This is a genomic window from Methylobacterium oxalidis, assembly GCF_007992195.1.
GTDB lineage: Bacteria > Pseudomonadota > Alphaproteobacteria > Rhizobiales > Beijerinckiaceae > Methylobacterium > Methylobacterium oxalidis.
This window is the reverse complement of the sequence record NZ_BJZU01000060.1, coordinates 1-23878: the sequence shown is the minus strand read 5'-3', so window position 1 is coordinate 23878 and position 23878 is coordinate 1. Positions and strand designations below refer to the sequence as shown.

Genomic DNA, 23878 nt, shown 5'->3' with positions numbered 1-23878 from the left:
CGGGAGAGGGGGCCCGCGCCACGACGTTCGGGCCCGCGCCCGACCGCCTCACGCCCGCAGCGGCAGGCGCACCGTGAAGGTCGTGCCCGCGCCGATCGTCGAGGCGAGGTCGATCTGGCCGCCGAGCGCGCGCACCAGCGCGCGGACATGCGCGAGGCCGATCCCCTCGCCGGGGCGGTCCTGCGGACCGGAGCGGCGGAACAGCTCGAAGACCCGGGCGTGGTCGGCCGCCGCGATGCCGCGCCCGTTGTCGGACACGGTGAAGACCGCGCCCTCCCCGACCCGCCGGCCCGCCACCGCGACGCGGCCCGGCCGGTCGGGGTCGAGGTACTTGACCGCGTTGTCGAGGAGGTTGCCGAAGATCTGCTCCACGGCGAGCCGGTCGGCCGTGAGGTCGGGCAGCGGCCCGATCTCGACCGCGGCCCCGGCCCGGGCCGCCTGGTGGCGCTGCGCGTCCGCCAGCCCCCGCACGAGCGCGCCCATGTCGAGCGGCTCGGGCCGGAACCGGCGCTCGCCCTCCCGCGACAGGCGCAGGATCGCCGCGATGAGCCCGTCCATCTTGGCGACGGCCGCCCGGATGAAGCCGAGGGACTCGGCGAAGTCCCCGTCGAGCCGCTCCGCCTCCGGGTGGCCCCGCAGCGCCCCGGCGATCTCGGCCCGCAGGAGCTCGAGCTCGCTCGAGAAGCCCATGATGTTGACGAGGGGCGCCCGCAGGTCGTGGCTGACGATGTAGGCGTAGCGCTGGACCTCCTCGCTCGCCTCCCGGAGGGCGAGCGCCGCCTCGCGCTCGGCGGTGATGTCGGTGTTGGTGCCGAACCAGCGCAGCACCGCCCCCGACGCGTCGCGGATCGGCGCCGCCCGCGACAGGAACCAGCGATAGCGTCCGTCCGCCCCGCGCAACGGGAAGGTGTCCTCCCAGGGCTCGGCCCGGCGCACCGCGTCCACGAACTTCGCGGTGACCGCCTCGACGTGGTCGGGGTGGTGCACGGCCCGCCAGCCCCAGCCGCGCATCGCCGCGAGGTCGGTGCCCGTGTAGTCGAACCAGCGGCGATTGTACCAGTAGAGGGCGCCCGAGGCGTCGGCCATCCAGGCGAGCTGCGGGATCGTGTCGGCCATCACGCGGAAGTCGCTCTCGCGGGCGAAGAGCTCGGCCTCGGCGCGCTTGCGGTCCTCGATGTCGATGCAGACGCCGGCCCATTCCAGGATGCCGCCCGCCCCGTCGAGGACGGGCGCGGCGCGGCCGTTGAACCAGCGGTAGGCGCCGTCCCGCATCCGCACCCGGTACTCGACGACGTAGCGCGCGTGGCCCGCCACCGCCGCGCTCCAGGCGGCGACCGTGGCGGCGCGGTCGTCCGGGTGGATCGCGTCGAGCCAGCCCCAGCCCCGCACCTCGGCGGCGCTCTGGCCCGTGTAGGCGCGCCAGGCCGGCATGTCCTCGACCTGCCCCTCGGCGTCCGTCGTCCAGGTGATCTCGGCGATGGCGGCGACGAGGGCCCGGTGGCGCTTGTCGGTGAGCGTGGTCAGGGGGCGGCCTCCAGCGGGCGGGCGGCGGGGAGCGCGGCGAAGCTTACGCCAGCGCCCGGGACCTGTGGAAGGCGCGGGCCGCGGTTGCCCGGCTACACGATTTTGTTAGAGGGAGCCGGACGCGATTGCGAAAGGCGGCTTCATGACCGAGATTCGGCCGTCCCGGCAGAGAGGAAGCGCGGCGTGAACCCCGTCCACATCATCATGGTCGAGGACGACGAGGGCCACGCCCGCCTGATCGAGCGGAACATCCGCCGCGCCGGCGTCAACAACGAGATCACCGCCTTCCGCGACGGCACCTCGGCCCTCGCCTACCTGCTCGGCCCGGACGGCACGGGCCGCGTGCAGGCGGGCCGCTCGCTCCTGATCCTGCTCGACCTCAACCTGCCGGACATGACCGGCATCGACATCCTGGCCACGGTGAAGGGCAACGAGCACCTGCGCCGCTCGCCCGTGGTGGTGCTGACCACAACCGACGACCAGCGCGAGATCCAGCGCTGCTACGACCTCGGCTGCAACGTCTACGTGACGAAGCCGGTGAACTACGAGGGCTTCGCCAACGCGATCCGCCAGCTCGGGCTGTTCTTCTCGGTGATGCAGGTGCCCGAGACCGCCTGATCCGACTGCCCTTTTGCGGCTTCAATGGCGTGCGATGGATCGGCGTCGCGCGTGACCGGCCGTCCGGACTGCCGATGGAGAACGTTGCCCGCGGTGGCCCTGCGCATCCTGTACATCGAGGACGATCCCGGCCTCGTCCGCCTCGTGGCGCGGGCGCTGCGGGCCCGCGACATCGCCGTGGAGCACGCGGCCGACGGCCGGGCCGGGCTCGCGCGCATCGCGGAGGGCGGCATCGACGCGGTCGCCCTCGACCATCACCTGCCCGGGGAGACCGGTCTCGACATCCTGGCCCGTGTCCGCGCCCTGCCGGCGCCGCCGCCGGTGATCTACGTGACGGGCTCCGAGGACCTGCGCATCGCGGTGGCGGCCCTGAAGGCGGGGGCGGCCGACTACGTGCTCAAGGACGTGGCCGGCCATTTCCGGGAGCTCCTCGGCGAGGCGATCGAGGCGGCGCTGGCGCAGGAGCGGCTGCGCCGGGAGAAGGCGGAGGCCGAGCAGCGCCTCGCGGCCAGCCAGGAGCGCCTGAGCCTCGCCCTCGGCGCCGCCGGCATGATCGGCACCTGGGACTGGGACCTCGCCGCCGACCTCGTCTACGCCGACGCCAACTTCGCCCGGATCTACGCGGTCGACCCCGAGGCCGCCGCCCGCGGCGCGCCGCTCGCCGCCTACGTCCGGAACGTCCACCCCGACGACATGCCCGCCTTCCGGGCCGCCCTCGACCGGACCTTCGCCGGGCGGGACGAGTTCTCCGCCGAGTACCGCCTGCTCCAGCCGGACGGCGGCACGCGCTGGATCCTCGCCCGCGGGCGCCTCGTGCGCGGCGCGGACGGGCGGCCGACGCGCTTCGCCGGCGCCTCCGTCGACATCACCGACCGGAAGCTCGCCGAGGAGCGGCAGCGCCTGCTGATGCAGGAGCTCGCCCACCGGGTGAAGAACACCCTGACCCTCGTCCAGGCGATCTGCCTGCAGACCCTGCGGGGAGACGCCTCCCTCGCCGAGGCCCGCGAGGCGGTGACGGCGCGGCTCCTCGCCCTCGCCCAGGCCCACGACCTGCTGCTGCAGGGCAGCTGGAGCGAGGCGAGCCTGCGCACCCTCGTCGAGGGCACGGCCCGGCTGCACGGCCACGGCGAGGCCGGGCGCTTCCGGGTGGCGGGCCCCGACGTGACGCTCGGCCCGAAATCCGCGCTCTCGGTGGCGCTCGTCCTGCACGAGCTCGGCACGAACGCGGCGAAGTACGGCGCCCTCTCGACGCCCGAGGGGCACGTCGCCGTCTCCTGGGAGCAGGCGGCGGACGCGGAGGAGGCGCGGCTGAACTTCCGCTGGCAGGAGATCGGCGGGCCGCTCGTGAGCGCGCCGAGCCGGCGCGGCTTCGGCTCCCGCCTGATCGAGCGCAGCCTCGCCGACGGCCTCGGCGCGCGGGTGCGCCTCGCCTACCCGGAGACGGGGGTGACGCTCACCCTCGACGCGCCGCTCGCCGCCCTGCGGGCGTGCTGAGGGAACCCGTCAGGCCGCTGCGCGCCCCCTTGCGGCGCCCTCCGTCAGGTGTCATCTCTGAGACGACACCTGACGTGAAGGCTGCACCATGACGGACCGGACGGGCATCGACGCGGCGCCGGCCGATCTCGACCGGATCGCCGAGCTTCTGGGCGGCGCCCGCGTGCTCCGGCACGCTCCGAAGACCCAGCTCGACGCGCACGAGATGCTGCTGCACGGCCTGCCGGGCCGGGCGTTGAACCACCTCGTCGAACGGCTCGTCGTCCTTCAGCACACGCCGTCGCTGGAGAAGGCGATCGGGATGAGCCTGCGCACCTTCCAGCGCCGCCGGGACGTGCCGGCCAAGCCCCTCAGCCAGGAGCAGAGCGGGCGGACCTGGAAGTTCGCCGAGATCCTCGCGCGGGCGACCGCCCTGTTCGGGTCGCAGGAGGAGGCGGAGCAGTGGCTGGAGCGCCCGGCGCTCGGCCTCGACGGCCGCCGTCCGATCGACCTCCTCGCGACGCCGGCCGGCGTCGAACTCGTGGAAGATCTGCTGACGCGCCTCGCCTACGGCGTCTACGTGTGACGCCCCTGCCGAGCCTCCTCGGAGGCACCGACCTCGTCGCGTGGCGCCTCGATCAGGCGGCCTTCGCGCCGACCTGGGACAGCGGCGAGGGCGCGTACCGGGTCGGCGGACGCTGGAACGGGCGCGGTGTCCGCGCGGTCTACTGCGCCCTCGACCCGGCGACCGCGATCCTCGAAGTCGCCGTGCACAAGGGCTTCCGGGCCCTCGACACCGTCCCTCACGTCCTGACGGCCGTGAGGATCACGCAGGCGGAGCGCGTCCACGTGGTCGAACCCGCCGACGTGCCGAACCCGAACTGGCTGCGGCCGGGCATCCCGGGGGCGGGCCAACAGGCGTTCGGCGACGCGCTCCTCGCCCATCACGGCTTCGTCGTCGTCCCCAGCGCGGTCTCGACGCGGAGCTGGAACCTGATCTTCGTCGCCGGGACCGCGGCCGGCGGCTACGCCCTGCGCTCGCAGGAGCGGTTCGCTCTCGACACGCGCCTGCACCCGCCGCGGGACGCGTAGCCCCTACCCCGCCTCCTCGGGCTCCGGCCCGCGGGTGACGTCGAGGCCGCCGCCGGTGCCTGCGGGCGGGCCGACCTTGACCGGGGCGCCGGTGCGGGCGGACTCGTAGATCGCCTCCATCAGGACGTGGTCCTGCAGGCCCTCCTCGCCCGGCGTGCGCGGGCGGCGGTTCTCCAGGACGCAGCGGGCGAAATGGTCGATCTCCAGGGCGAACTGGTTCTTCTGCGCCAGCACCCGGTTGTCGCGGGATTCCTGCTTGCCGTCCTTGTGGGAGACGACCAGGCGCTGGCCCTCGTAGGCGAAGGCGTTCTCGAGCGCGATCTCGGCGCTCGGCGTGTGCACGCTCATGCGCCGTGCCTCGTGCACGCCGTAGCTCGTCAGGCACTGCGCCACGACGCCGGAGGGGAAGCGCAGCGTGAAGCCCACCGTCTCCTCCACCTCCGCGAATTTCGGATCGTCGGCGGGCGAATAGAGGTGCGCCTGCACGAGGACCGGCTCCTCGCCGAGCGCCGCGCGCGCCGTGTTGAGGCAGTAGATGCCGATGTCGGGCAGCGCGCCGCCGCCCGCCAGCGCCTTCTTGAGGCGCCACTGCTCGGGCAGGCCCGTGGTCTGCGCGTTGACGGCCTGGATCAGCCGCGGCTTGCCGAACGCGCCCGAGCGCACGAGGCGGGCCACCTCGCGGTTGTAGGGCTCGTACTGGCAGCGGTAGGCGATCATCAGCCGCACGTTCGCCCGCTCGCAGGCGGCGATCATGTCCCGCGCCTCGGCCGAGGAATTCGCCATCGGCTTCTCGCAGAGCACGTGCTTGCCCGCGCCCGCCGCCGCGAGCACCTGCTCGCGGTGCATCCCGTTCGGCGTCACGACGTAGACGGCCTGGACGGCCGCGTTCTGCTTGAGCCTGTCCCAGTCGCCGTAGCCGTAGACCGCCTCCGGGGCGATCCCGTACTGCTGGGCGACGAGCTTCGCCTTGTCGGGCGAGCCGGACATCAGCGCCACCACGCGGGACGCCTTGCACTCGGCGAAGGCGGGCAGAAGCTCCTCCAGCGTCAGGCGCCCGAGGCCGACGAGGCAGAAGCCGACGCGCTTCTCCACCGGCATCGGCGCCGGGGGCGGCGGCGGCGTGCGGTCGCCGGGGCCGCGCCAGTTCGGGAAGACGACGCGCCCGCCCTGCACGGCGCCGGTGTCGGCCGGCACGGCGGGGCCGCCGGGCGGGTTCTGCGCCGCCGCGACCGGGTTGGCCATGGCGAGCGCCGCGCCGGTCAGCGTCGCGCCTCCCGCCCGCAGGAGGTTGCGCCGGGACAGATGGATGTCGTCGTCCGCCATGGGCCTGCCTGTGCCTCCCTGTACCGTCCCGATGGTGTGATCGCGGGTGCCGGGCGCGGGCCCGTGCGGGCCGCCGGCGCGGGGTGCGCGGGCCGGGAGCCGGCCGCATCCCCGTCCCGGGCGAACGCCGCCGCGGAAGGGAGTGTTCCGAGATTGGACCGCCTCAGGCGGGGGGCGGCGGGTCCGGCGCCTCGACCTCGCCCCGGCGCTGGAGCTGAAGCGCGACGAACCAGCACAGGGCCGCCCAGGCGGCGCCGACGCACCAGCCCGCGAGCACGTCGCTCGGCCAGTGCACGCCGAGATAGACCCGGCTCACGCCGACGCAGAGGGTGATGACGATGCCGAGTGTCAGCACCAGGGCCTTCACCCCCCGGTGCGGGTCGACGCGGGCGAGGAGCGTCGCCAGGGTCAGGTAGGCGATGGCCGACATCATGGCGTGCCCGCTCGGGAAGCTCGCCGTGAACACCTCCATCCCGTGCGGCACGAGATCCGGCCGGGGCCGGTGGTAGAACAGCTTGAGGACCGTCGAGACGATCTCGCCGCCGCCCACCGCCGCCACCACGAAGGCCGCGATGCGGCGCTTGCCCGCGAGCGCGAGGTAGGCCGTCACCGCCACCGTCACGAAGACGATGGTGAAGACGCTGCCGAGCCCCGTGATGTCGCGCATGGTCTCTTCCAGCCAGCGCGGGCCGATCGGGTCGGCGAGGTCGGCCGGGTTGCGCAGGGCCAGCAGGATCCGGCGGTCGAGGGCCTCGGTGGAGCCCTCCCCCACCGCGTCCGCGAGGGCGAAGAAGCCGAAGCCGAGGAGGCTGACCGTGAGGAGGGCGGCGAGAGGCCCAACCTCGTTGAGGCGCAGGCGCAGCCACACGCCCATGGCCCGGCCGAAGAGCGGGTTCCCCCGCGCGGTGTGGAGCGCCTTCACCGATCGTCTCCCCGGAAGGTGCGCGCGCTCACGAGAAGGCTCCGAAGGCGAAGCGGGACCGCTCGTCCCAGGGGCCGCCGCGGTAGCGCCACAGGATCAGGCCCGGCGCGGTGAAGCGGAACGGGCGGAACGCCCCTTCGAGCTCGGCGTGGAGCGCGCGGGCGACATCCGGCTCCACCTTGTTCTGCACGGTGACGTGCGGGCGCCAGCCCTGGCGGTCCTGCGCCGTGAGGTGCCCCTCGAAGGCGCGGGCGAGGCGCGCCCGCAGCGCCGAGAGCGGCTCGGATTCGAGCACGAAGGCGACGCCGCGGCCGAGGAAGCGCAGGCCCGTCACCGCCACCTCCGGCGGCGCGACCGTGCGCGCCAGCGCGGCCACCGTCTCGGTCACGCCCCGCTCCTCGGGGCCCGGCAGGTGGTGGAACAGGGTGACGTGGGCGGGGATGTGGTTCAGCCGCTCCGGGAAGTGGCGCCGCCGCAGCCCGTCGAGATGCGCGAAGGTCTCCGCGTCGAGGTCGAGGGTCAGGATCAGCGGGTCGGCTGTGTCGTCGGGGCGCATCGGGCCGAAATGGCGCGCCGGCGCGGGAGGTCCAGGGCGGGGCAGCGATCGCCATCGCGGGAGCCGCCCCTCAGGTCCAGTAGAGGACCCGGGCGGCCGGCAGGTCGCGCGCCAGCAGCGCCGTCAGGCTCCCGCGCATCTCGGCCATCAGGTCCTTCGGGTAGACGTACTTCGCGCCGCCGAACTTGGTGAGCTTGCGGCTGCGCGCGGCCTCGTCCATCGGCAGGTCCGAGCCCGGGTACCAGCCCTCCAGCACCGCCTTGGAGCCCGGCGTGAAGCGGTGCGTGATCAGCTCGGCCGTGAGGTCGAGGTCGGTCACGCCTGCGAGTTCCCGGGCCGCGTCCGCGATCAGCGCCCCGTAGGCCTCGCGCCAGCCCGCGAAGGCGAGGATCGGCGCGATCGTGAGGCCGACCGGGTAGCCCGCCCGCGCCGCCGCGCCGAGGGCGCGCAGGCGCTCCGCGAGGGGGGCGGTGCCGCCCTCGTAGCGGGCGGCCTGGCGGGCGTTGACGGAGAAGCGCAGGCGCGTGCGCCGGTTGTGCGGCAGGCCGAGCAGGGGCTCGACCGCGGCGAACTTGGTGGTGGCGCGCAGCTGCACCGGCGCGTCCCAGGCCCCGAAATGCCGGATCGCCGCCCCGAGCGAGCCCGTGAGGTGCTCGATCCCGAGCGGGTCCGTGTAGCAGGACGCCTCGAAGGTGGTGCCCTCCGCCGCGCGCTCCGCCGAGGCGGAGGTGACGGCGCCGCGGCCCGCGTAGGCGGCGAGATTGCCGAGGATGGCGTCGAGGTTGGCGTAGACCCGCGTCACCGGCGGGCCGGAGAGCGAGCCCGCGAGGTAGCAGTACTGGCAATGGGCGGGGCAGCCCTCCGCGAGGTCGAAGCGCCAGTCGGCGGAGGGTGGGATCGGCTGCAGCCTCAGCTTCGTCGGCGGCGCCACGACGAGGGCGAGCGTCGCCTTCGCCTCCGCGTAGGCCCGGCGCGGGTCCGCGTCGCGCAGGCCCGTGAGCCGGTTGGCAGGCAGGCGCTCGACCGGCAGGCCGAGCCCTTCGAGGCGCGCCAGCATCATGCGCCCGTGGGCGTGATCGAGGGCCGCCGGCGTCACGAGCACCCGGCGCGGGCGCCAGAGGCGGGCGGGCCGGGCGGCGGGTTCCCGCGCCGGACGGGCCGCCGGGGCGTCCGGCGGCCGCAGATCGAGGCTGTCCATGCCCGGCAACGCGGGGGAGCACCTCCCGGGTCCGGGCGCTATCGCCGCCCCGCCCGAGCCGCTAAAGACGCGCCATGCTCCGAGACCGCCGGGAACCAGCCGCCCCAGATGCCGCGACCGGCGCATCGAGCGTCCATGTCGGGCGCGACGGCTGGCTGTTCCTGACGGGGGGCAGCAACCGCGTCCTCGCCCAGTACGGGCGCGGCCTGCGCCGCTGGTGGCTGCTGCGCGCCTGGGCGCGGCTGATCGAGGCGCGGACCGCGCGGGCCGCCCGCCTCGGCATCCGCTGCGTCCACACCTTCGTGCCCGAGAAGCTCTCCGTCTACGACAACCTGACCGGGGGCCTCGCCTACGACCCGGGCCGGGCCTCGACCCGCATCCTCGCCCGGCGCCTGATGGGGCAACCGGGCTACGTCGACCTCCTCGCCCCCTTCCGCGCGGCCCGCGACGGACCGGCGCCGCTCTACCAGCGCACCGACACCCACTGGACCGTGGACGGCTGCCTCCTCGCCTACCGGGAGCTGATGCGGGCGCTTCACGCGGTGCCGCCGGCCGGCATCGGCGAGCGCCCGCGGTTCGAGATCGACGGGGTGCGCGACCTCGGCGCGAAGCTGCCGGGACGGCCGAGCGAGATCGTGCAGCACTGGGTGCTGCAGCGCGACGCGGTGCGCAGCTACGCCAACGCCCTCGTCGAGACGCACGAGGCGGCCGGGCGCGGCGACGAGCTCCACACCGGCGCCCACGTGATCTACCGGAACGCGGCGCCCGGCATCGACCCGCGCCGGGTGATCCTATTCGGCGATTCCTACGCGCATTTCGCGCCGATCCTGCTCACCGGCCTCTTCGCCGAGAGCTTCGCCGAGGTGCATTTCGTGTGGTCGTCCGCCCTCGACTGGACCTACATCGAGGCGGTGCGGCCCGACATCGTGGTGGCCGAGCTCGCCGAGCGCTTCCTGACCCGGCTGCCGAAGGACGATTACGACGTGGAGACCGGACGGCGGCGGGGCCTCAAGGCCCCCGCGGCGCGCCCGGCGGTCGCCCGCGCGGCCTGAGCGGGCCGATCAGTCGGCCGGGCTGTCCGGGTCGAACGCCACCGGAGGCTGCTCCTGCAGCAGGTTCCCGGGCAGGCTCGCCACGCCGAGGGCGAAGGTGAGCAGCACCACGAGGCAGGCGAGCGCCGCCGTCACCTGCTCGGCCCGCGCCCGCTGCGCGTGGATGACGGCGCAGCCCGCCGTGAAGAAGGCGGCCTCGGTGATGGGCAGGGCGAGGGATATCGACATCGAGGCGGCGCACTCCGCAAGAAACGATCCGCAAGAAACGATCCAACCCGGAACGCCCGGGCCCGCGCCCGGCTCCCGCGCGGGGCGCGAGACAAAAAAAGGGAGCGCCGTCGCCGGCGCACCCGAGAAGGAGGTTATCCGCCAGAAGCTCCGGGCGGGCACCCCTAGGCTTAAGCCAAGCTTGGCCCCGCGCAAGCGGCCGGACGCGTCCGGCCGGTGGGCGGACTGAATACACTTGAGGTTGTGGCCTCGGTGCCGCACTGCCGGCGCCGACGCCGGGCCTCAGGCGGCCCGGACGGTGGCGAGGAAGCGGGAGACCTCGGCGTTGAGGTGCTCGGACTGGCGCGACAGGTCGGAGGCCGCGCCGAGCACCTGGGTCGCGGCCGCGCCCGTCTCCTCGGCGGCCTGGGCGACGCCGGCGATGTTCGCCGTGACCTCGCCGGTGCCCGTGGCGGCCTGGGTGATGTTGCGGACGATCTCCTGCGTGGCCGCGCCCTGCTGCTCCACCGCCGCCGCGATCGTGGTCGCCACCGAGCTGATCTCCTCGATGCGGCCGGCGATGCCGCCGATGGCCGTGACAGCCTGGCCGGTCGAGCCCTGGATGCGGGCGATCTGGCCGGAGATCTCCTCGGTGGCCCGGGCGGTCTGGTTGGCGAGCTCCTTCACCTCGGCGGCCACCACGGCGAAGCCGCGGCCGGCCTCGCCCGCGCGGGCCGCCTCGATCGTCGCGTTGAGGGCGAGCAGGTTCGTCTGGCCGGCGATCGTCGAGATCATCGCCACCACGTCGCCGATCCGGGTCGCGGCCGCGCTCAGCTCCTGCACCAGGGCGCTCGTCTGGCCGGCCTCGTGGGCGGCGAGCTGGGCGAGGTTCGCCGAGCCCGAGACCTGCCGGCCGATCTCGGAGACGGAGGAGCCGAGCTCCTCGGCCGCCGCCGCCACGGTGTTGACGTTGGAGGCCGCCTCCTCGGCGGCCGCCGCCACGGTGCCGGACTGGCCGGCCGTCTCGGCGGCGGTCGACGTCATGGTCTGGGCGGTGGCCTGGAGCTCGGTCGCGGCCGCCGTCACGGTGCCGACGATGCCGCTCACCGCGCGCTCGAAGCCGTCCGCCATCTCGCGCATCGCCGCCTTGCGCTGCGCCTCGGCGCCGGCGCGGGCGAGCGCCGTCTCCTCCTCGAGCTGGCGGGTGCGGATCAGGTTGTCCTTGAACACCTGCACGGCGGCGGCCATGTCGCCGATCTCGTCGCGCCGGCCCTTGGCCGGGATCTCGGCCGTCGCGTCGCCCGAGGCGAGCCGGCTCATCGCGCCGGTCATGCGCTCGATCGGCCGGGCGATGCCGAGCAGGCTGAACAGGGCCGCCGCGAGGCCGACGACGAGGGACACCGCCATCGCCGCGTAGGCCGCGACGGTCGCCGAGCCGATGCTCTCGACGGCGGTGCCGCTGCTCGCGGCCGCGCCGCGCTTGTTCAGGTCGACGCTGCGGGCGAGCGCCTGCATGGCCTCCTTGTTGAGGCGCGCCATCTCGGTGCTCGTCACCAGGGCGAGCGCCTCGGCCTTGCGGCCCGAATCCATCAGGGCGCGGACCTGCGTCTCCTGGTCGGTGTAGCGCTTCCAGCTCGCCGCGAAGGCGTCGTAGAGCGCCCGCTCCTCGGCCGAGGCGATCAGCGGCTCGTAGCCGCGGCGCAGGGCGTCGAGGCCCCGGTGGCTCTCCTCCAGGGACTTGCCGTTCTCGGCGAGCGTCTGCGGCGTCTCCGAGGCGACGACGTAGCGGTAGATCTTGACCCGGACCTCGCGGGTGCCCGTGCTGATCTCCTGGATGGCGTTGACCGAGGGCAGCCAGTTCGTCGCGACCTCCTGCACGCCCTCCCGGATGGAGGAGAGCTTGGCGACGTTGACCGCGCCCTGCCCCACCGCGGCGAAGCCGAGCAGGCCAATGGAGCTGATCAGGACGACTTTCAGGGACAGACGCATAGGACGGGACCGCGCATTCTCGAGGGGCGAATTTTGAATGCGGCGGATATGTCTAATCGTCGGTTAAGCTTGGCCGGATTTGCACTCAACAGTTGCAAAATCTGCGGATGAGCGGCCCGCCCTCCGGCTCAGGAACGAACCGGAGGGCGGGCGCCCGCGCCTCAGGAATCCTCCATCGTGAAGCCGACCTTCAGCGTCACCTGGTAGTGCTGGATCTTGCCGTCCGCGATCTGGCCGCGGGTCTCCATCACCTCGAACCAGCGGAGATTGCGCAGGGTCCGGTTCGCGCGGGCGACGGCGCCCTGGATCGCGTCCTCAATCGACTCCGTCGAGGACCCGACGAGTTCCACCACCTTGTAGACGTGCTCGGACATGCCTGCCTCCTCTCGCGGGACGGGGCCAGTGTGTGCCCGAAGGCGGGGCGGCTCAAGCCCGCCCCTCCCCCGCCCCGGCGGGCCACGCGGCCGCCCCCTCCGGGGCCCGCCCGCGCGCGCCGAACAGGCGGCAGAGGGCGGGCAGGACGAGAAGCGTCAGCAGCGTGGCGCTGATGAGCCCGCCGATCACGACCGTGGCGAGCGGGCGCTGCACCTCGGCCCCGGTGCCCGTCGCGAGCGCCATCGGCACGAAGCCGAGGGAGGCGACGAGGGCGGTCATCACCACCGGCCGCAGCCGCGCGAGCGCGCCCTCGCGGATGGCGGCCACCGGGTCGCGCCCCGCCTCGCGCTCCTGGCGGACGCGCGTGAGCATCACGAGGCCGTTCAGCACGGCGACGCCCGAGAGCGCGATGAAGCCGACCGCCGCCGGCACCGAGAGGGGCATCTCCCGCAGCCACAGGGCCGCGACGCCGCCCGTGAGGGCGAGCGGCACCGCGCTGAAGACGAGGAGCGCGTCGCGCAGGGTGCCGAGCGCTCCGTAGAGCAGCAGCAGGATCATCAGGAAGCAGGCCGGGACCACCACGGCGAGGCGCTGGCGCACCCCCGCGAGGTTCTCGAACTGGCCGCCCCAGGTGATCCAGGAGCCCGCGGGCAGGTCGATCCCCGCGACCCGCGCCCGCGCGTCGGCCACCACCGAGGCGATGTCGCGCCCGCGCACGTTCGCCGTGACGACGACCCGGCGCTTCCCGTTCTCGCGGGAGATCTGGTTGGCCCCTTGCGTCACCGCGAACGCCGCGACCTGCCGCAGGGGCACGGAGGCCATGCGCTCGCCCGGGCCCCGCGGCAGCGGCACCGGCAGGGCCCCGAGCGCGTCGAGGTCGCCGCGGGGATCGTCGCCGAGCCGCACCACGATGGGGAAGCGCCGGTCCCCCTCGAACAGCACGCCCGCCTCGTGGCCGCCGATCGCCGCCCCGATCACGTCCTGCACGGCCCGGTGGCTGAGGCCGAGGCGGGCGATCTCCGCCTTGTCGATGCGGATGTCGAGGACGGGCAGGCCCTCGGCCTGCTCCACCTTCACGTCCTCGGCGCCCGGCGTGGCGCGCAGGGCCGCCGCGATCCGGTTGGCGACCGGCAGCATCGCCTCGAAGCGCTCGCCGAACACCTTCACGGCGAGGTCGCCGCGGGTGCCCGCGAGAAGCTCGTTGAAGCGCATCTGGATCGGCTGCGTGAACTCGTAGGCGTTGCCCGGCACCGCCTCCACGGCCGCCTCGATGCGGGCCACGAGCGCGGCCTTGGGCAGGGCCGGGTCCGGCCAGTCCGGCCGGGGCTTCAGCATCACGAACGTGTCCGAGACGTTGGGCGGCATCGGGTCCGAGGCGATCTCGGCGGTGCCGGTCTTCGAGAAGACGAAGGCCACCTCCGGCAGCCCCGAGACGGCCTTCTCGACGGCGATCTGCATGGCCTGCGACTGCCCGAGGCCGGTCGAGGGGATGCGCATGGCGTGGAGCGCGATGTTGCCCTCGTCGAGCTGGGGCATGAACTCCTGCCCGAGGCGCGCGGCCGGAACGAGGCTCGCGAGGACGAGGAGGAGTGCCGCCCCGACGACGAGGCCGGGCCGGCGCAGGGCGCCCGCGAGGAGCGGCCGGTAGAGGGCGGCGAGCGCCCGCACGAGCCCGTTCTCCCGCTCGGCGACCCGCCCGCGGATCAGGATCGCCACGAGGGCCGGCACGAAGGTGAGGGAGAGCACGAAGGCGGAGGCGAGCGCGAGGATCACCGTCACCGCCATCGGCGCGAACATCTTGCCCTCGATGCCCGTGAAGGTGAGGAGCGGCACGTAGACGAGGACGATGATGGCCTGCCCGTAGACGGTCGGGCGGATCATCTCCTCGGCGGCGAGCCGCACCGTGTCGAGGCGCTCGGCCTCCGCGAGCGGGCGCCCGAGCCGCGCCTGCGCCTGCCCGAGGCGCCGCAGCGCGTTCTCCGTGATGATGACGGCGCCGTCCACGATGAGGCCGAAATCGAGGGCGCCGAGGCTCATCAGGTTGGCGCTCACCCGGGTCTCGACCATGCCGATGACCGTCATCAGCATGGCGAGCGGGATCACCAGCGCCGCGATCAGGGCGGCCCGGACGTTGCCGAGCATCAGGAACAGCACCGCCACCACGAGGAGCGCGCCCTCGGCGAGGTTCGTCGCCACGGTGCGGATGGTGGCGTCCACGAGCTGCGAGCGGTCGAGCACCGTGCGCAGGGCGACGCCCGGCGGCAGGCTCGCCGCGATCTCCCGCAGGCGCGCGTCGACGGCGGCGGAGACCGTGCGGCTGTTCTCGCCGATGCGCATCAGGGCGGTGCCGATCACGGCCTCCGCCCCGTCCGCGCTCGCCGAGCCGGTGCGGATCTCCCGCCCGATCCCGATCCGCGCCACGTCGGAGACCCGCACGGGCACGCCGTTGCGGGCCGCGACGACGATGCGGCCGATCTCCTCCGGGTTCTCGACGCGCCCGCCCGCGCGCACCACGAGCCCCTCGCCGTTGCGCTCGATCGTGGCCGCGCCCCGGTTCTGGTTGTTGCCGGCGATCGCCTCCGCGAGGTCGGCGAAGGACAGGCCGAGGCCGATCAGCCCGGCCGGGTCCGGCTCGACCCGGTACTCCTTGCGGTAGCCGCCGATCGCGTCGATGCCGGCGACGCCCGGCACGGTGCGCAGCTGCGGCGCCACGATCCAGTCCTGCACCGTGCGCAGGTACGCGGCCTGCGCGAAGCCCGGGGCGAGCACCTCGCCCTCGGGCGTGCGGTAGCTGCCGTCCGCCTGGAAGCCGGGCCGGCCCGGCTCGGCCGTCTGCCGCGGCAGAGCGAAGGCGAGGCTCCACATCGTGACCTCGCCGAGGCCCGTCGCGATCGGCCCGAGGCGCAGGTCCGTGCCCGGGGGCATCCGCTCCTTCACCTCGGCGAGGCGCTCGCTCACCTGCTGGCGGGCGAAGTAGATGTCCGTCGCCTCGCTGAAGATCGCGGTGACCTGCGCGAAGCCGTTGCGGGAGAGCGAGCGCGTGACCTCGAGGCCGCGGATGCCGGCGAGCGCCGTCTCCAGCGGGTAGGTCACCTGCGCCTCGACGTCGGCGGGCGAGAGCTGGGGCGCCAGCGCGTTCACCTGCACCTGGTTGTTCGTGATGTCGGGCACCGCGTCGATGGGCAGGCGCGCCGCCGCAGCGAGCCCGAGGGCGACGAGGCCGAGGGAGGCCAGCAGCACCAGCCAGCGGTGGGCGATGGCGCCCGAGACGATCCGGTCGATCATGGTGCGCCCCCCTCAGTGGCCGTGCTCGGCCTCGGCCTTGCCGAGTTCCGCCTTGAGGACGAAGCTGTTCTCGGCCGCGACCGCCTCGCCCGCCGCCACGCCCGACAGGACCGAGACGGTCTGCCCGTCGCCCGGCCCGAGCCGGACGGCGCGCTTCTCGAACCCGTCCGCGCGGCGCACGAACACCACGGTCTCGCCCTCCACCGTCTGCAGCGCGGCCCGCGGCACCACGACCGGCGCCGGATCGTCGGCGAGCGCGATGCGCACGCTGGCGTAGGCGCCCGGCCGCCAGGCGAGGTCCGGGTTCTCGACCGCGGCGATCACCTTGGCGGCGCGCGTCTGGGGATCGAGCATCGGGCTCGCGAAGACGACGCGCCCCGGCGTGCCCGCCTCGTCGGCGGAGCGCCGCAGCGTCACCGCCTGCCCCGGGCGGACGCCCCCGAGATCGGCCACCGGCACGGCGAGCTCGACCCAGACCCGCGAGAGGTCGGCGATCGTGTAGATCTCCTTCTCCTGGCCCTCGTCGTTGACGGGGGCGCCGAGATCGACCCGGCGCTCGATCACCTGCCCGGCGATCGGCGCGCGCAGCTCGTAGCGCTGCAGGCCGAGGCGCGGGGCGCGCCGCAGGCCGACCGTGTGCTCGTCCTCGCCCGGCCCCGGCTTGCCGGGCAGCGGGTTGTCGCCGAGGGCGGCCACCTCGGCGTCGGGCACGCCGAGCGCCGAGAGCTTCTGGCGGGCGAGGTCCACCTTGAGGCGTGCCTCGACGAGGCCGGTGCGGGCGCGCAGGAACTGCTGCTCGGCCGAGATCTTCTTGTCCCACAGGGCGTGGTCGCGCTCGAACAGGGTCTCCTGCAGTTCCTGCCCGACCAGGGCGGCGATGTAGTCGTTCTTGGCCTCCGCCACCTCGCGGCTGTCGAGCACCGCGACGACCTCCCCCTTCTCGACGCGCTCGCCGAGGCGCTTGCGCAGCTCGGCCACCGTGCCGACGACCTTGGCGGCCACCCGCGCCACCCGCTCCCCGTCCGGCACGACGGTTCCCGGCACGGTGAGCGCGTGCCGGAGGGTGCCGGGGCGGGCCTCCGCCACGCGGATGCCGGACGCCTCGATCTGCGCCGGCGTCAGGGCGACGACGCCTTCGGCCCGCTCCGGGCCGTGCCCGTGCTTGTGCTTGTGGCCCGCGTGGTCGTGACCCGCGCGGTCGTGGTCGGCGTGGGATCGGCCCGCGTGGTCATCACCCGCGTGGTCGTGGTCGGAATGGTCGTGGCCGGCATGGTTGTTTCCGGCGTGGTCGTGGCCGGCGTGGTCCTTGTCGGCATGGTCTTCGTCCGAGCCGGCCCGCGCGGCCGCGGCGGAGGGGGCCTCGGCCCGCGGCGGCGCGGGCGCCGCCCCGAGGCGGACGAGGACCGGCTGCGCGGCGTCGCGAAGCGCCGGGACGAGGGTCGGGAACACAGACGGCGCGAGGGCGCCCGCCGCGACGCCCGCGGCGAGGGCGGCCGGAACCGCGAGGATGCAAAACATGGCTGGAACGTCCCGTGAGGCCGCGAGGCGCGGCGAGGCCCGGCTCCCGCGCGGGTGGCGGGACGCGGGCATGGGTCGGCGGCGGCGCGCCCTCGGGCGCGCGCCGCGGGCGGCCCTCGGGCCGCCTCGGACCTCAGGCGCGGGGCGGCTTGCGGGGCGGGGCGGCGGGCTGGACCGGTCCGGTCTCGGCGCGCTCGGGGAAGCGGATCTCGGCCGCGGCGGTCCGGCTCGCGGCCTCGGCCGGCGCCGCCGTCACCGCCTGATGGCAGGCGCAGTGGGCGCAGTGATGGACGAGGGCGCCGTCCCCGTGCGCGTCGGCGCCCGCGCCGGGCAGTTCGAGGCTCAGGTGCTCGGCAAGCGCGCGGTGGGGGGCGGCCTCCGCGCCCGCCTCCGGGGCCGGGACGGAGAGGGCGAACACGGCCAGCAGCACGAGCAGGCAGCGCGCCAGCCGCCGGCGGGCGCTGGCCGCGACGCGGGCGCCTGCCGATGGGATGGGCGTGGCTGCGGGCCTCACGGGTGCCGCCGGGTCCTCTCAGGTCAGTCCGCCGATCCTAGCGCAGCAGGCCGGCCGGGGGGAAGCCGGCCCTCTCCGATTCCGGCGACCGATCCCCGGCTCCGGCCTCCGCGGCGGGCCGAGCGAGGGCGGAGGGCGCTTGTGCCGGGGGCCGGCCCCTGCGAGACCTGTCCGCGCCCGCGGGACGGGTGGGAGCGGGCTTTTCGGACATGAGCGACGTCATCGAACTCGCCGCCTCGGACGGCAGCACGGCGCGGATCGCCCTGCACGGAGCCGAGCCGGTCTCCTGGCGCGCCGGTGGCCGGGAGTATCTGTGGAGCGGCGACCCGGCGCACTGGAACCGGCACGCGCCCTGGCTCTTCCCCGTGGTCGGCGCCTCCGCGGAGGGGCGGATCCGGGCCGGCGGGCGGGACTACCCGATGGCGCAGCACGGCTTCGCCCGCGACCTGCCCTTCGCGGTCGCCGCGCGGAGCGCGGACGCGGCGACGCTGCGGCTCACCGACAGCGACGAGACCCACGCGCACTATCCCTTCGCCTTCCGCCTCGACATCACCGCCCGGATCCGGCCGGCGGGGCTCGACTTCGCCGTGGAGGTCGAGAACCCGGGCCCCGACGCCCTGCCCTACGCGGTCGGCTTCCACCCCGCCTTCCCCTGGCCCTTCGCGGGCGGCGCCCGCGCGGCGGGGGGCGGCTACGCCGTGGCGTTCGAGGCGGCGGAGGCGCCCCGCGTGCCCGAGGTGGGGGCCGGCGGCCTCCTCCTGCGCGAGGAGCGGGGCGTGCCGCTCGACGGGCGCGTCCTGCCCCTCGACCCGGCGCTCTTCACGGAAGCGCTGGTGTTCCGGAACGCGCGCAGCCGGCACCTGCGCTTCACCGGGCCCGGGGGCGCGGCGATCCGCATGGCGGTGGAGGATTTCCCGCACCTCGCGGTCTGGACGAAGCCGACCGCGCCGTTCCTGTCGCTCGAGTGCTGGACGGGCCACGCCGACTGGGCGGGCTTCACCGGCGAGATCGCCGAGCGGGACTCGCAGCGCCTGCTGGCCCCGGGCGAGCGCGCGCGCCACGCCGTCCGGCTCGACCTCGAAGGTCTGGGCTGAGGCGCCCGTGCGGATCTGGGTCCCGCGGCCCGAGCCCGGCGCCGCGCGCACGGCCCGGCGCCTCGCCGAGCTCGGCCACGCGCCGCTGGCCGCCCCGGTGCTCGCGGTGCGGGCCACCGGCGCGCCGCTCCCGCCGGAACGGCCGGACGCGATCCTCCTGACGAGCGCCAACGGGGCCGACGCGCTGGGGGTCGCGCCCGGCGCGGCGACGCTTCGCGGCATCCCCGTCCTCGCGGTCGGCGCCCGCACGGCGGCGGCGGCGCGGGCCGCCGGGCTCGGGCCCGTCGAGGCGGCGGAGGGGGACGCGGCGGCGCTCGCCGCCCGCGTCCGGGCGCGGCTGGCACCGGGCAGCCGCCTGCTGCACGCCTGCGGCGCCGACCGCAAGGCGGAGCCCGCGGCCTCCCTCGCGGCGGCGGGCTACGCGGTCGACATCCTCGTCGCCTACGCGGCCGAGGCGGCGGCGCGCCTGCCGGAGGCGGTCGCGGCGGCGCTCGCGGCGGGCCGCCTCGACGCGGCCCTCCACTTCTCCCGCCGCAGCGCGGAGGTGGCGTACGAACTCGCCGAGGCGGACGGGAAAGGCGGAGCTTTCCGCAGGCTGAGGCATTACTGCCTGTCGGAGGATGTGGCCGCGCCCCTGGAAGCCCGGGGGATCGCGGCCCATTTCGTCGCGGTGCGCCCGCGGGAGGAGGACCTCCTGGCCGGGCTCGCGGACACGATCTGACATCCCTCCCGGCAACGGGTCTCGCCCCGGCGAGGCGCAGGGTGCTAGGAGGGACCGACAACGCGGCCCCGCGGAGGGCCGCAGCGGCGCGGCGCACGCGGACGCCCCGGTTCTTGGGGCCGGGGCGGACGGGGGCGTCGAGAAGGGAGAAGAAGGGCCGTGAAACCACCCTCGAGCGACGCCAACCGCCCGAATGCCGGGAAGCCCCAGGGATCGAGCTCGCAAGGACCGGGCTCACAGGGACCGGGCTCGCAGGGGCCGAACGCGCCGGGATCGGCCGCGCCGGGACAGCGCGGCCAGGGCCCTGCGGGGCAAGGTTCCGCGGGCCCGGGTTCGAGCGGCCAGGGTTCGGGCGGCCCGCAGGCCGGCAAGCCCGGCGGCCCGGCCGGGAAGGTCGACACGTCGAAGCCCGCCCCCGCGAAATTCGAGCCCGCGCCGGGCGAGCCGCCGAAGGGCGGCCCGACCCCGGGCGCCAAGCCCGCCCAGGGGAGCGGTCCCGGGACCGGCCCGGGAACGGCGCAGGGCACCACCCCGCAGGGATCCCCGCCGCAGGCCGCCCCCGCCGCGGGCGCGCCCGACCCGACCCGCTCCGGAACCGGAGCCGCACCCGGCGCGAAGCCCGCGACGCCGGCGGGACCGTCCGCCGCCGCGACCGGCCCGGGCGCGCCGACGCCGCAGGCCGGCAAGAGCGAGCCCGGAAAGTTCGAGCCGGGCAAGGGCGAGCCGCCCAAGCCGGAGGTGGCGAAGGCCGAGGCCGGCAAGCCCGATGTCCTGAAGCCCGATGTCCTGAAGCCCGATGTCCTGAAGCCCGATCCACTGAAGCCTGACGCGCCGAAGTCCGGCGCCGCGGCGGCCGAGGCGGCGAAGCCCGGCATGGGCAAGCCCGAACCCGGCAAGCCCGAGCCAGGAAAATCCGAGCCCGGCAAGCCCGAGCCGTCCCGCACGGGCTTCGCGGGCAGCGCGACCTCCGGGTCGAAGCCCGGCGAGGGCCTCACCGACGGCCCGATCCTCGACCTGAAGGCCAAGCGCGTGCCCGAGCCCGAGCCGGCCAAGCCCGGCGCGGCCGCCGGAGCCGCAGCGGGCGCCGCCGCCGCGAAGGCCGGGGCGGACAAGCCCGCCTCCGTCGGTCCCACACCCGCCGCCGCGCCGCGGATCGCGCCGGAGCCGGCCCGCGGCGGGGCGGGCTTCGGCTCGCTGCTCGCCGCGAGCCTCCTCGGCGGCGTGATCGGCGCCGGGCTCCTGCTCGCCGTCGAGCAGTCCGGGGTGATCCCGAACCGGGGCGCCCAGCAGCAGACCGCCGCCCTCGACCAGCGCCTCGCCGGCCTCGCCCCCCGCGACGCCGTCGCCGGGCTGGAGAAGCGCGTGGCGGCCAACGAGGCCGCGCTGAAGCCCCTGCCCGAGGCGGTGCGCACCGCCGAGACCACGGCCAAGCAGGCCCTCGACCGGGCCTCCGGCGGCGCGGCCGTCCCGGCCGCGGAGGGCGCGCAGGGCGGCGGCGGCGCCGTCCCGGCGGACCTCGTGGCGCGGCTCGACGCCCTCGACCAGCGCGTCTCGGCCCTGCAGGAGGAGCCCGGCCGCGACCAGCCGGCGGATTCGAAGCTGACGGCGCAGCAGGCGGGCGAGGGCGCGCCCCAGATCGCCGCCCTCGACGCCCGCGTGAAGGCGCTGGAGGAGCGGCCCGAGGCGAAGCCCGCGGGCGGGGCCGATCTCGGCCAGAAGCTCACCGCCCTGCAATCGGACGTCGAGTCCCGGATCAAGGCCAACGCCGAGGCCGACCAGGCCATCGGCCAGCGCCTCGACGGCCTGCAGCAGGCGCTGGACGCCCGCACCAAGGCGGCGACCGAGGCGGTGCAGGCCGCCACCCAGGCGAGCCAGCAGGCGGCCGAGGCCGGCCGCACGCAGGCGCAGGAGACGGCCAAGGGCCTGGAGCGCCAGCTCCAGGAGCAGCGCGACCGGATCGCGGCCCTCGACACCGCCCTGCAGCAGCGCGCCGAGGCGACCACCGTGCAGGCGGCCCTGCGCGTCGTCACCGCCGACCGGATCGCCACCGCCCTCAACGCGGGCGCGCCCTACGCCGAGCCGCTCGCGGTGCTGCGCAAGCTCGAGACCGGCGACGCGAGCCGGCTCGACGCGCTCGCACCCTTCGCCGAGGGCGGCGCGCCGGGCGCAGGGGAGCTCGCCGCCGAGTTCCGGCCGATCGCCCAGAAGATCGCGGCGAGCCGTCGATCGGCCGAGGCGAAGGACGTCGCGGAGACGGGCGACCTGAAGCAGCGCTTCCTCAGCATCGCGGACTCGATCATCCAGGTGCGCAAGGTCGACGCGCCGGCCTCGGACTCCGCGTCCGGCGATCCCGCCGCCAAGGTCCAGGCCGCCCTCGACCGGGGCGCCCTGCGCGAGGCGGCGCAGGCCTTCGACGCGATGCCCGAGGAGGCGCGCGCCCAGGCCGGCGCCTTCGGCACCCGGCTGAAGGCGCGGGCGGCCGCCGCGCAAGGCGTGCAGGCCCTCCTCTCCGACGCCTTCAAGGGGCTGCCCGCCTCCGCCCAGCCCGAGGCCGGCCGCTGAGGCGGCGCCATCCCGGGGGCCGGCCGGCGGCCGGCCCCCTCGTTCCCCGCGTGTACGAGCCTCTCGCAGGCGCCTGACAGGAGCTTCCTATCCCATGTGGCGCGCCCTCGCCTTCCTGGCCCTGCTAGCCCTCGCCGCCTTCGGGGCGGTCTGGATCGCCGACCGGCCCGGCACGGTCACCATCGTCTGGAACGGCTACGAGGTGGCCACCAGCCTCGCCATCGCGCTCGTCGGCGTCCTCGTCGCCGCCCTCGTGATCGGCTTCATCTGGGCCATCGTGCGGGGCGTCATCGGCCTGCCGGGCTCGCTGGTGCGCGGCTCGCGGGAGCGGCGCCGGGCGAAGGGCTTCACGGCCCTGTCCCGCGGCATGGTCGCGGTCGGCTCCGGCGACCCGCTGGCCGCCCGCCGCCACGCGGGCGACGCCGAGCGCCTGCTCGGCGCAGAGCCCCTGGCCCTGCTGCTGAAGGCGCAGGCCGCACAGATCTCGGGCGACCGCGAGGCCGCCGAGCAGGCGTTCCAGCGCATGGCCAACGACCCCGAGACGCGGGTGCTCGGCCTGCGCGGCCTCTTCGTCGAGGCGCGCCGCCGCGAGGACGAGACCGCCGCCCGCGCCTACGCGGCCGAGGCCGCGCGCCTCGCGCCGAGCGTCACCTGGGCGAACGAGGCGATGCTGGAGGCGCAGTGCGCCGACGGCGACTGGGCGGGCGCGCTGGAGACCGTGGAGCGGCGTGCCTCCCTCGGCCTCATCGAGAAGGCCAGCGCCCGCCGCCAGCGCGCGGTGCTGCTCACCGCCTCGGCCCAGGCCCGCGAGGCGGGCGAGCCCGAGATCGCCACCGAGCGGGCCCTCAAGGCGGTCAAGCTCGCGCCGGACCTCGTGCCGGCCGCCGCCATCGCCGGCCGCCTCCTCTCCCGCACGGGCGACCTGCGCAAGGCCGCCAAGATCGTCGAGGCCGCCTGGAAGGCGAACCCGCACCCGGACCTCGCCAAGGTCTACCTGAACCTGCGCACGGGCGATTCCGTGCGCGACCGGCTGGCGCGGGCCGAGACGCTGGCCAAGCTCTCCACCTGGCACCCGGAGGCCCGCCTCGCCCTGGCGCAGACGGCCTACGAGGCGCGGGAGTTCGGGCAGGCCCGGGAGGCGCTGCAGCCGCTGCTCGCCGACCGCCCGACCGTGCGCGCCTGCCTGATGATGGCGCGCATCGAGGAGGCGGAGCACGGCGCCGGCTCCGGCCGCGCCCGCGAGTGGCTGGCCCGCGCCGCGCACGCCCCGCGCGACCCGCTCTGGATCGCCGACGGCGTCGCCTCGGAGACCTGGGCGCCGATCTCGCCGGTGAGCGGGCGCCTCGACGCCTTCGAGTGGAAGGCGCCGACCGAGCTGCTGGCCGGCCCGGATTCGGGCGAGGGCGTGACCGGGGACCTCGACGACCGCGGCGAGAGCCGCCCGATCGCGCCGATCGCCCCGGCCGGCGCGTCGCGGACGGGCGACCAGCCGAAGCCCGTCCCGGCGCAGCCCGTCTCCGCGCAGCCCGGCTCGGCGAAACCCGACGTGGCGAAACCCGCCGCCGCGCCGGCCGAGGCCGGGAAGCCCGCCGCGCAGGCCCCCGTGACGCCGACCTCCCTGCCCCAGAAGCCGGAGACCGCCGCGCCGCTCGCCGCCGGCACCGCGACGCCCGTCGTGCTGCCGCTGCCGCGCACGCCCGACGACCCCGGCGCCGGCCCCGAGGAGGCCGAAGCCAAGGCCCGACGCTTCGGCTGAAACGATCCGGCGCCGGTCCCCTCTCCCGTTCGGGAGAGGGTCGGGGTGAGGGGTCCAGGTCTTCCCGGAAAGGTCGCACCCCTCACCCGGTCGGCTTCG

Annotated in this window: 20 protein-coding genes; 9 read left to right on the top strand and 11 right to left on the bottom strand. The window is 75.5% G+C overall.

Annotation, left to right across the window (positions count from 1 at the left end; all coding sequences use genetic code 11):
* Nucleotides 1-48: 48 nt before the first annotated feature.
* Nucleotides 49-1524, bottom strand: coding sequence for a sensor histidine kinase (locus MOX02_RS15015; protein ID WP_280525322.1), 1476 nt, complete (start codon nt 1522-1524; stop codon nt 49-51).
* Between the two features lie 204 nt (nt 1525-1728).
* Between MOX02_RS15015 and MOX02_RS15010 the strand changes: the two genes are divergently transcribed.
* The 4 genes from MOX02_RS15010 (at nt 1729) to MOX02_RS14995 (ending at nt 4707) form a co-directional block, all read left to right on the top strand.
* Nucleotides 1729-2142: a response regulator gene (locus tag MOX02_RS15010; RefSeq protein ID WP_147026606.1), complete on the top strand. Its 414-nt coding sequence runs from the start codon at nt 1729-1731 to the stop codon at nt 2140-2142.
* Between the two features lie 93 nt (nt 2143-2235).
* Entirely contained in the window at nt 2236-3636 is a 1401-nt protein-coding gene (locus tag MOX02_RS15005) for a sensor histidine kinase (protein WP_238179853.1), read from the top strand.
* A gap of 88 nt (nt 3637-3724) precedes the next feature.
* The gene (locus tag MOX02_RS15000) at nt 3725-4201 is read left to right on the top strand and encodes an Xre family toxin-antitoxin system antitoxin (RefSeq protein ID WP_147026601.1); all 477 of its coding nucleotides are present in this window, start codon (nt 3725-3727) and stop codon (nt 4199-4201) included.
* Nucleotides 4198-4707, top strand: coding sequence for an RES family NAD+ phosphorylase (locus MOX02_RS14995; RefSeq protein WP_147026600.1), 510 nt, complete (start codon nt 4198-4200; stop codon nt 4705-4707). Before MOX02_RS15000 ends, MOX02_RS14995 begins: the two co-directional genes overlap by 4 nt.
* Nucleotides 4708-4710: 3 nt before the next feature.
* On the opposite strand, the gene MOX02_RS14990 is transcribed toward MOX02_RS14995, so the two are convergent.
* The 4 genes from MOX02_RS14990 to MOX02_RS14975 form a co-directional block, all read right to left on the bottom strand.
* Nucleotides 4711-6030: a Gfo/Idh/MocA family protein gene (locus tag MOX02_RS14990; RefSeq protein ID WP_147026599.1), complete on the bottom strand. Its 1320-nt coding sequence runs from the start codon at nt 6028-6030 to the stop codon at nt 4711-4713.
* Nucleotides 6031-6193: 163 nt separating this feature from the next.
* Nucleotides 6194-6904 (bottom strand): phosphatase PAP2 family protein, encoded by a 711-nt coding sequence (locus MOX02_RS14985; protein WP_147026605.1) that lies wholly within the window; start codon nt 6902-6904, stop codon nt 6194-6196.
* A gap of 76 nt (nt 6905-6980) precedes the next feature.
* Nucleotides 6981-7508 (bottom strand): 2'-5' RNA ligase family protein, encoded by a 528-nt coding sequence (locus MOX02_RS14980; protein ID WP_147026598.1) that lies wholly within the window; start codon nt 7506-7508, stop codon nt 6981-6983.
* Nucleotides 7509-7578: 70 nt separating this feature from the next.
* Entirely contained in the window at nt 7579-8706 is a 1128-nt protein-coding gene (locus tag MOX02_RS14975; RefSeq protein ID WP_238179852.1) for a spore photoproduct lyase family protein, read from the bottom strand.
* Nucleotides 8707-8780: 74 nt separating this feature from the next.
* Here MOX02_RS14975 and MOX02_RS14970 point away from each other — a divergent pair, with 74 nt between their 5' ends.
* On the top strand, nt 8781-9758 hold the full coding sequence (locus MOX02_RS14970; protein WP_147026597.1) for an alginate O-acetyltransferase AlgX-related protein: 978 nt from the start codon (nt 8781-8783) through the stop codon (nt 9756-9758).
* 9 nt (nt 9759-9767) lie between these two features.
* On the opposite strand, the gene MOX02_RS14965 is transcribed toward MOX02_RS14970, so the two are convergent.
* The 6 genes from MOX02_RS14965 to MOX02_RS14940 all read right to left on the bottom strand — a co-directional run bounded on the left by MOX02_RS14965 (nt 9768) and on the right by MOX02_RS14940 (nt 17646).
* A complete protein-coding gene (locus MOX02_RS14965; protein WP_147026596.1) occupies nt 9768-9986 on the bottom strand; it encodes a hypothetical protein in 219 nt (72 codons plus the stop codon).
* Nucleotides 9987-10268: 282 nt separating this feature from the next.
* Nucleotides 10269-11954: a methyl-accepting chemotaxis protein gene (locus tag MOX02_RS14960; RefSeq protein WP_147026595.1), complete on the bottom strand. Its 1686-nt coding sequence runs from the start codon at nt 11952-11954 to the stop codon at nt 10269-10271.
* Nucleotides 11955-12115: 161 nt separating this feature from the next.
* Nucleotides 12116-12328 carry a dodecin gene (locus MOX02_RS14955; RefSeq protein ID WP_147026594.1) on the bottom strand — a complete coding sequence of 71 codons (213 nt, stop codon included), beginning with the start codon at nt 12326-12328 and terminating at the stop codon, nt 12116-12118.
* Between the two features lie 52 nt (nt 12329-12380).
* Nucleotides 12381-15614, bottom strand: a complete 3234-nt coding sequence (locus MOX02_RS14950) for an efflux RND transporter permease subunit (RefSeq protein WP_147026593.1) — start codon at nt 15612-15614, stop codon at nt 12381-12383.
* Nucleotides 15615-15626: 12 nt separating this feature from the next.
* On the bottom strand, nt 15627-17132 hold the full coding sequence (locus tag MOX02_RS14945) for an efflux RND transporter periplasmic adaptor subunit (RefSeq protein WP_147026592.1): 1506 nt from the start codon (nt 17130-17132) through the stop codon (nt 15627-15629).
* A 133-nt stretch (nt 17133-17265) separates the two neighbouring features.
* The gene (locus MOX02_RS14940) at nt 17266-17646 is read right to left on the bottom strand and encodes a hypothetical protein (protein WP_147026591.1); all 381 of its coding nucleotides are present in this window, start codon (nt 17644-17646) and stop codon (nt 17266-17268) included.
* Nucleotides 17647-17855: 209 nt separating this feature from the next.
* On the opposite strand from MOX02_RS14940, the gene MOX02_RS14935 reads away from it, so the two are divergent.
* The 4 genes from MOX02_RS14935 to MOX02_RS14920 all read left to right on the top strand — a co-directional run bounded on the left by MOX02_RS14935 (nt 17856) and on the right by MOX02_RS14920 (nt 23779).
* On the top strand, nt 17856-18740 hold the full coding sequence (locus MOX02_RS14935) for an aldose 1-epimerase family protein (RefSeq protein WP_147026590.1): 885 nt from the start codon (nt 17856-17858) through the stop codon (nt 18738-18740).
* A gap of 7 nt (nt 18741-18747) precedes the next feature.
* Entirely contained in the window at nt 18748-19461 is a 714-nt protein-coding gene (locus MOX02_RS14930) for a uroporphyrinogen-III synthase (protein WP_147026589.1), read from the top strand.
* 159 nt (nt 19462-19620) lie between these two features.
* A complete protein-coding gene (locus MOX02_RS14925) occupies nt 19621-22023 on the top strand; it encodes a translation initiation factor 2 (RefSeq protein WP_147026588.1) in 2403 nt (800 codons plus the stop codon).
* Nucleotides 22024-22117: 94 nt separating this feature from the next.
* Complete coding sequence (locus MOX02_RS14920; protein ID WP_147026587.1) at nt 22118-23779, top strand: heme biosynthesis protein HemY; 1662 nt, start codon at nt 22118-22120, stop codon at nt 23777-23779.
* Nucleotides 23780-23878 lie beyond the last annotated feature (99 nt).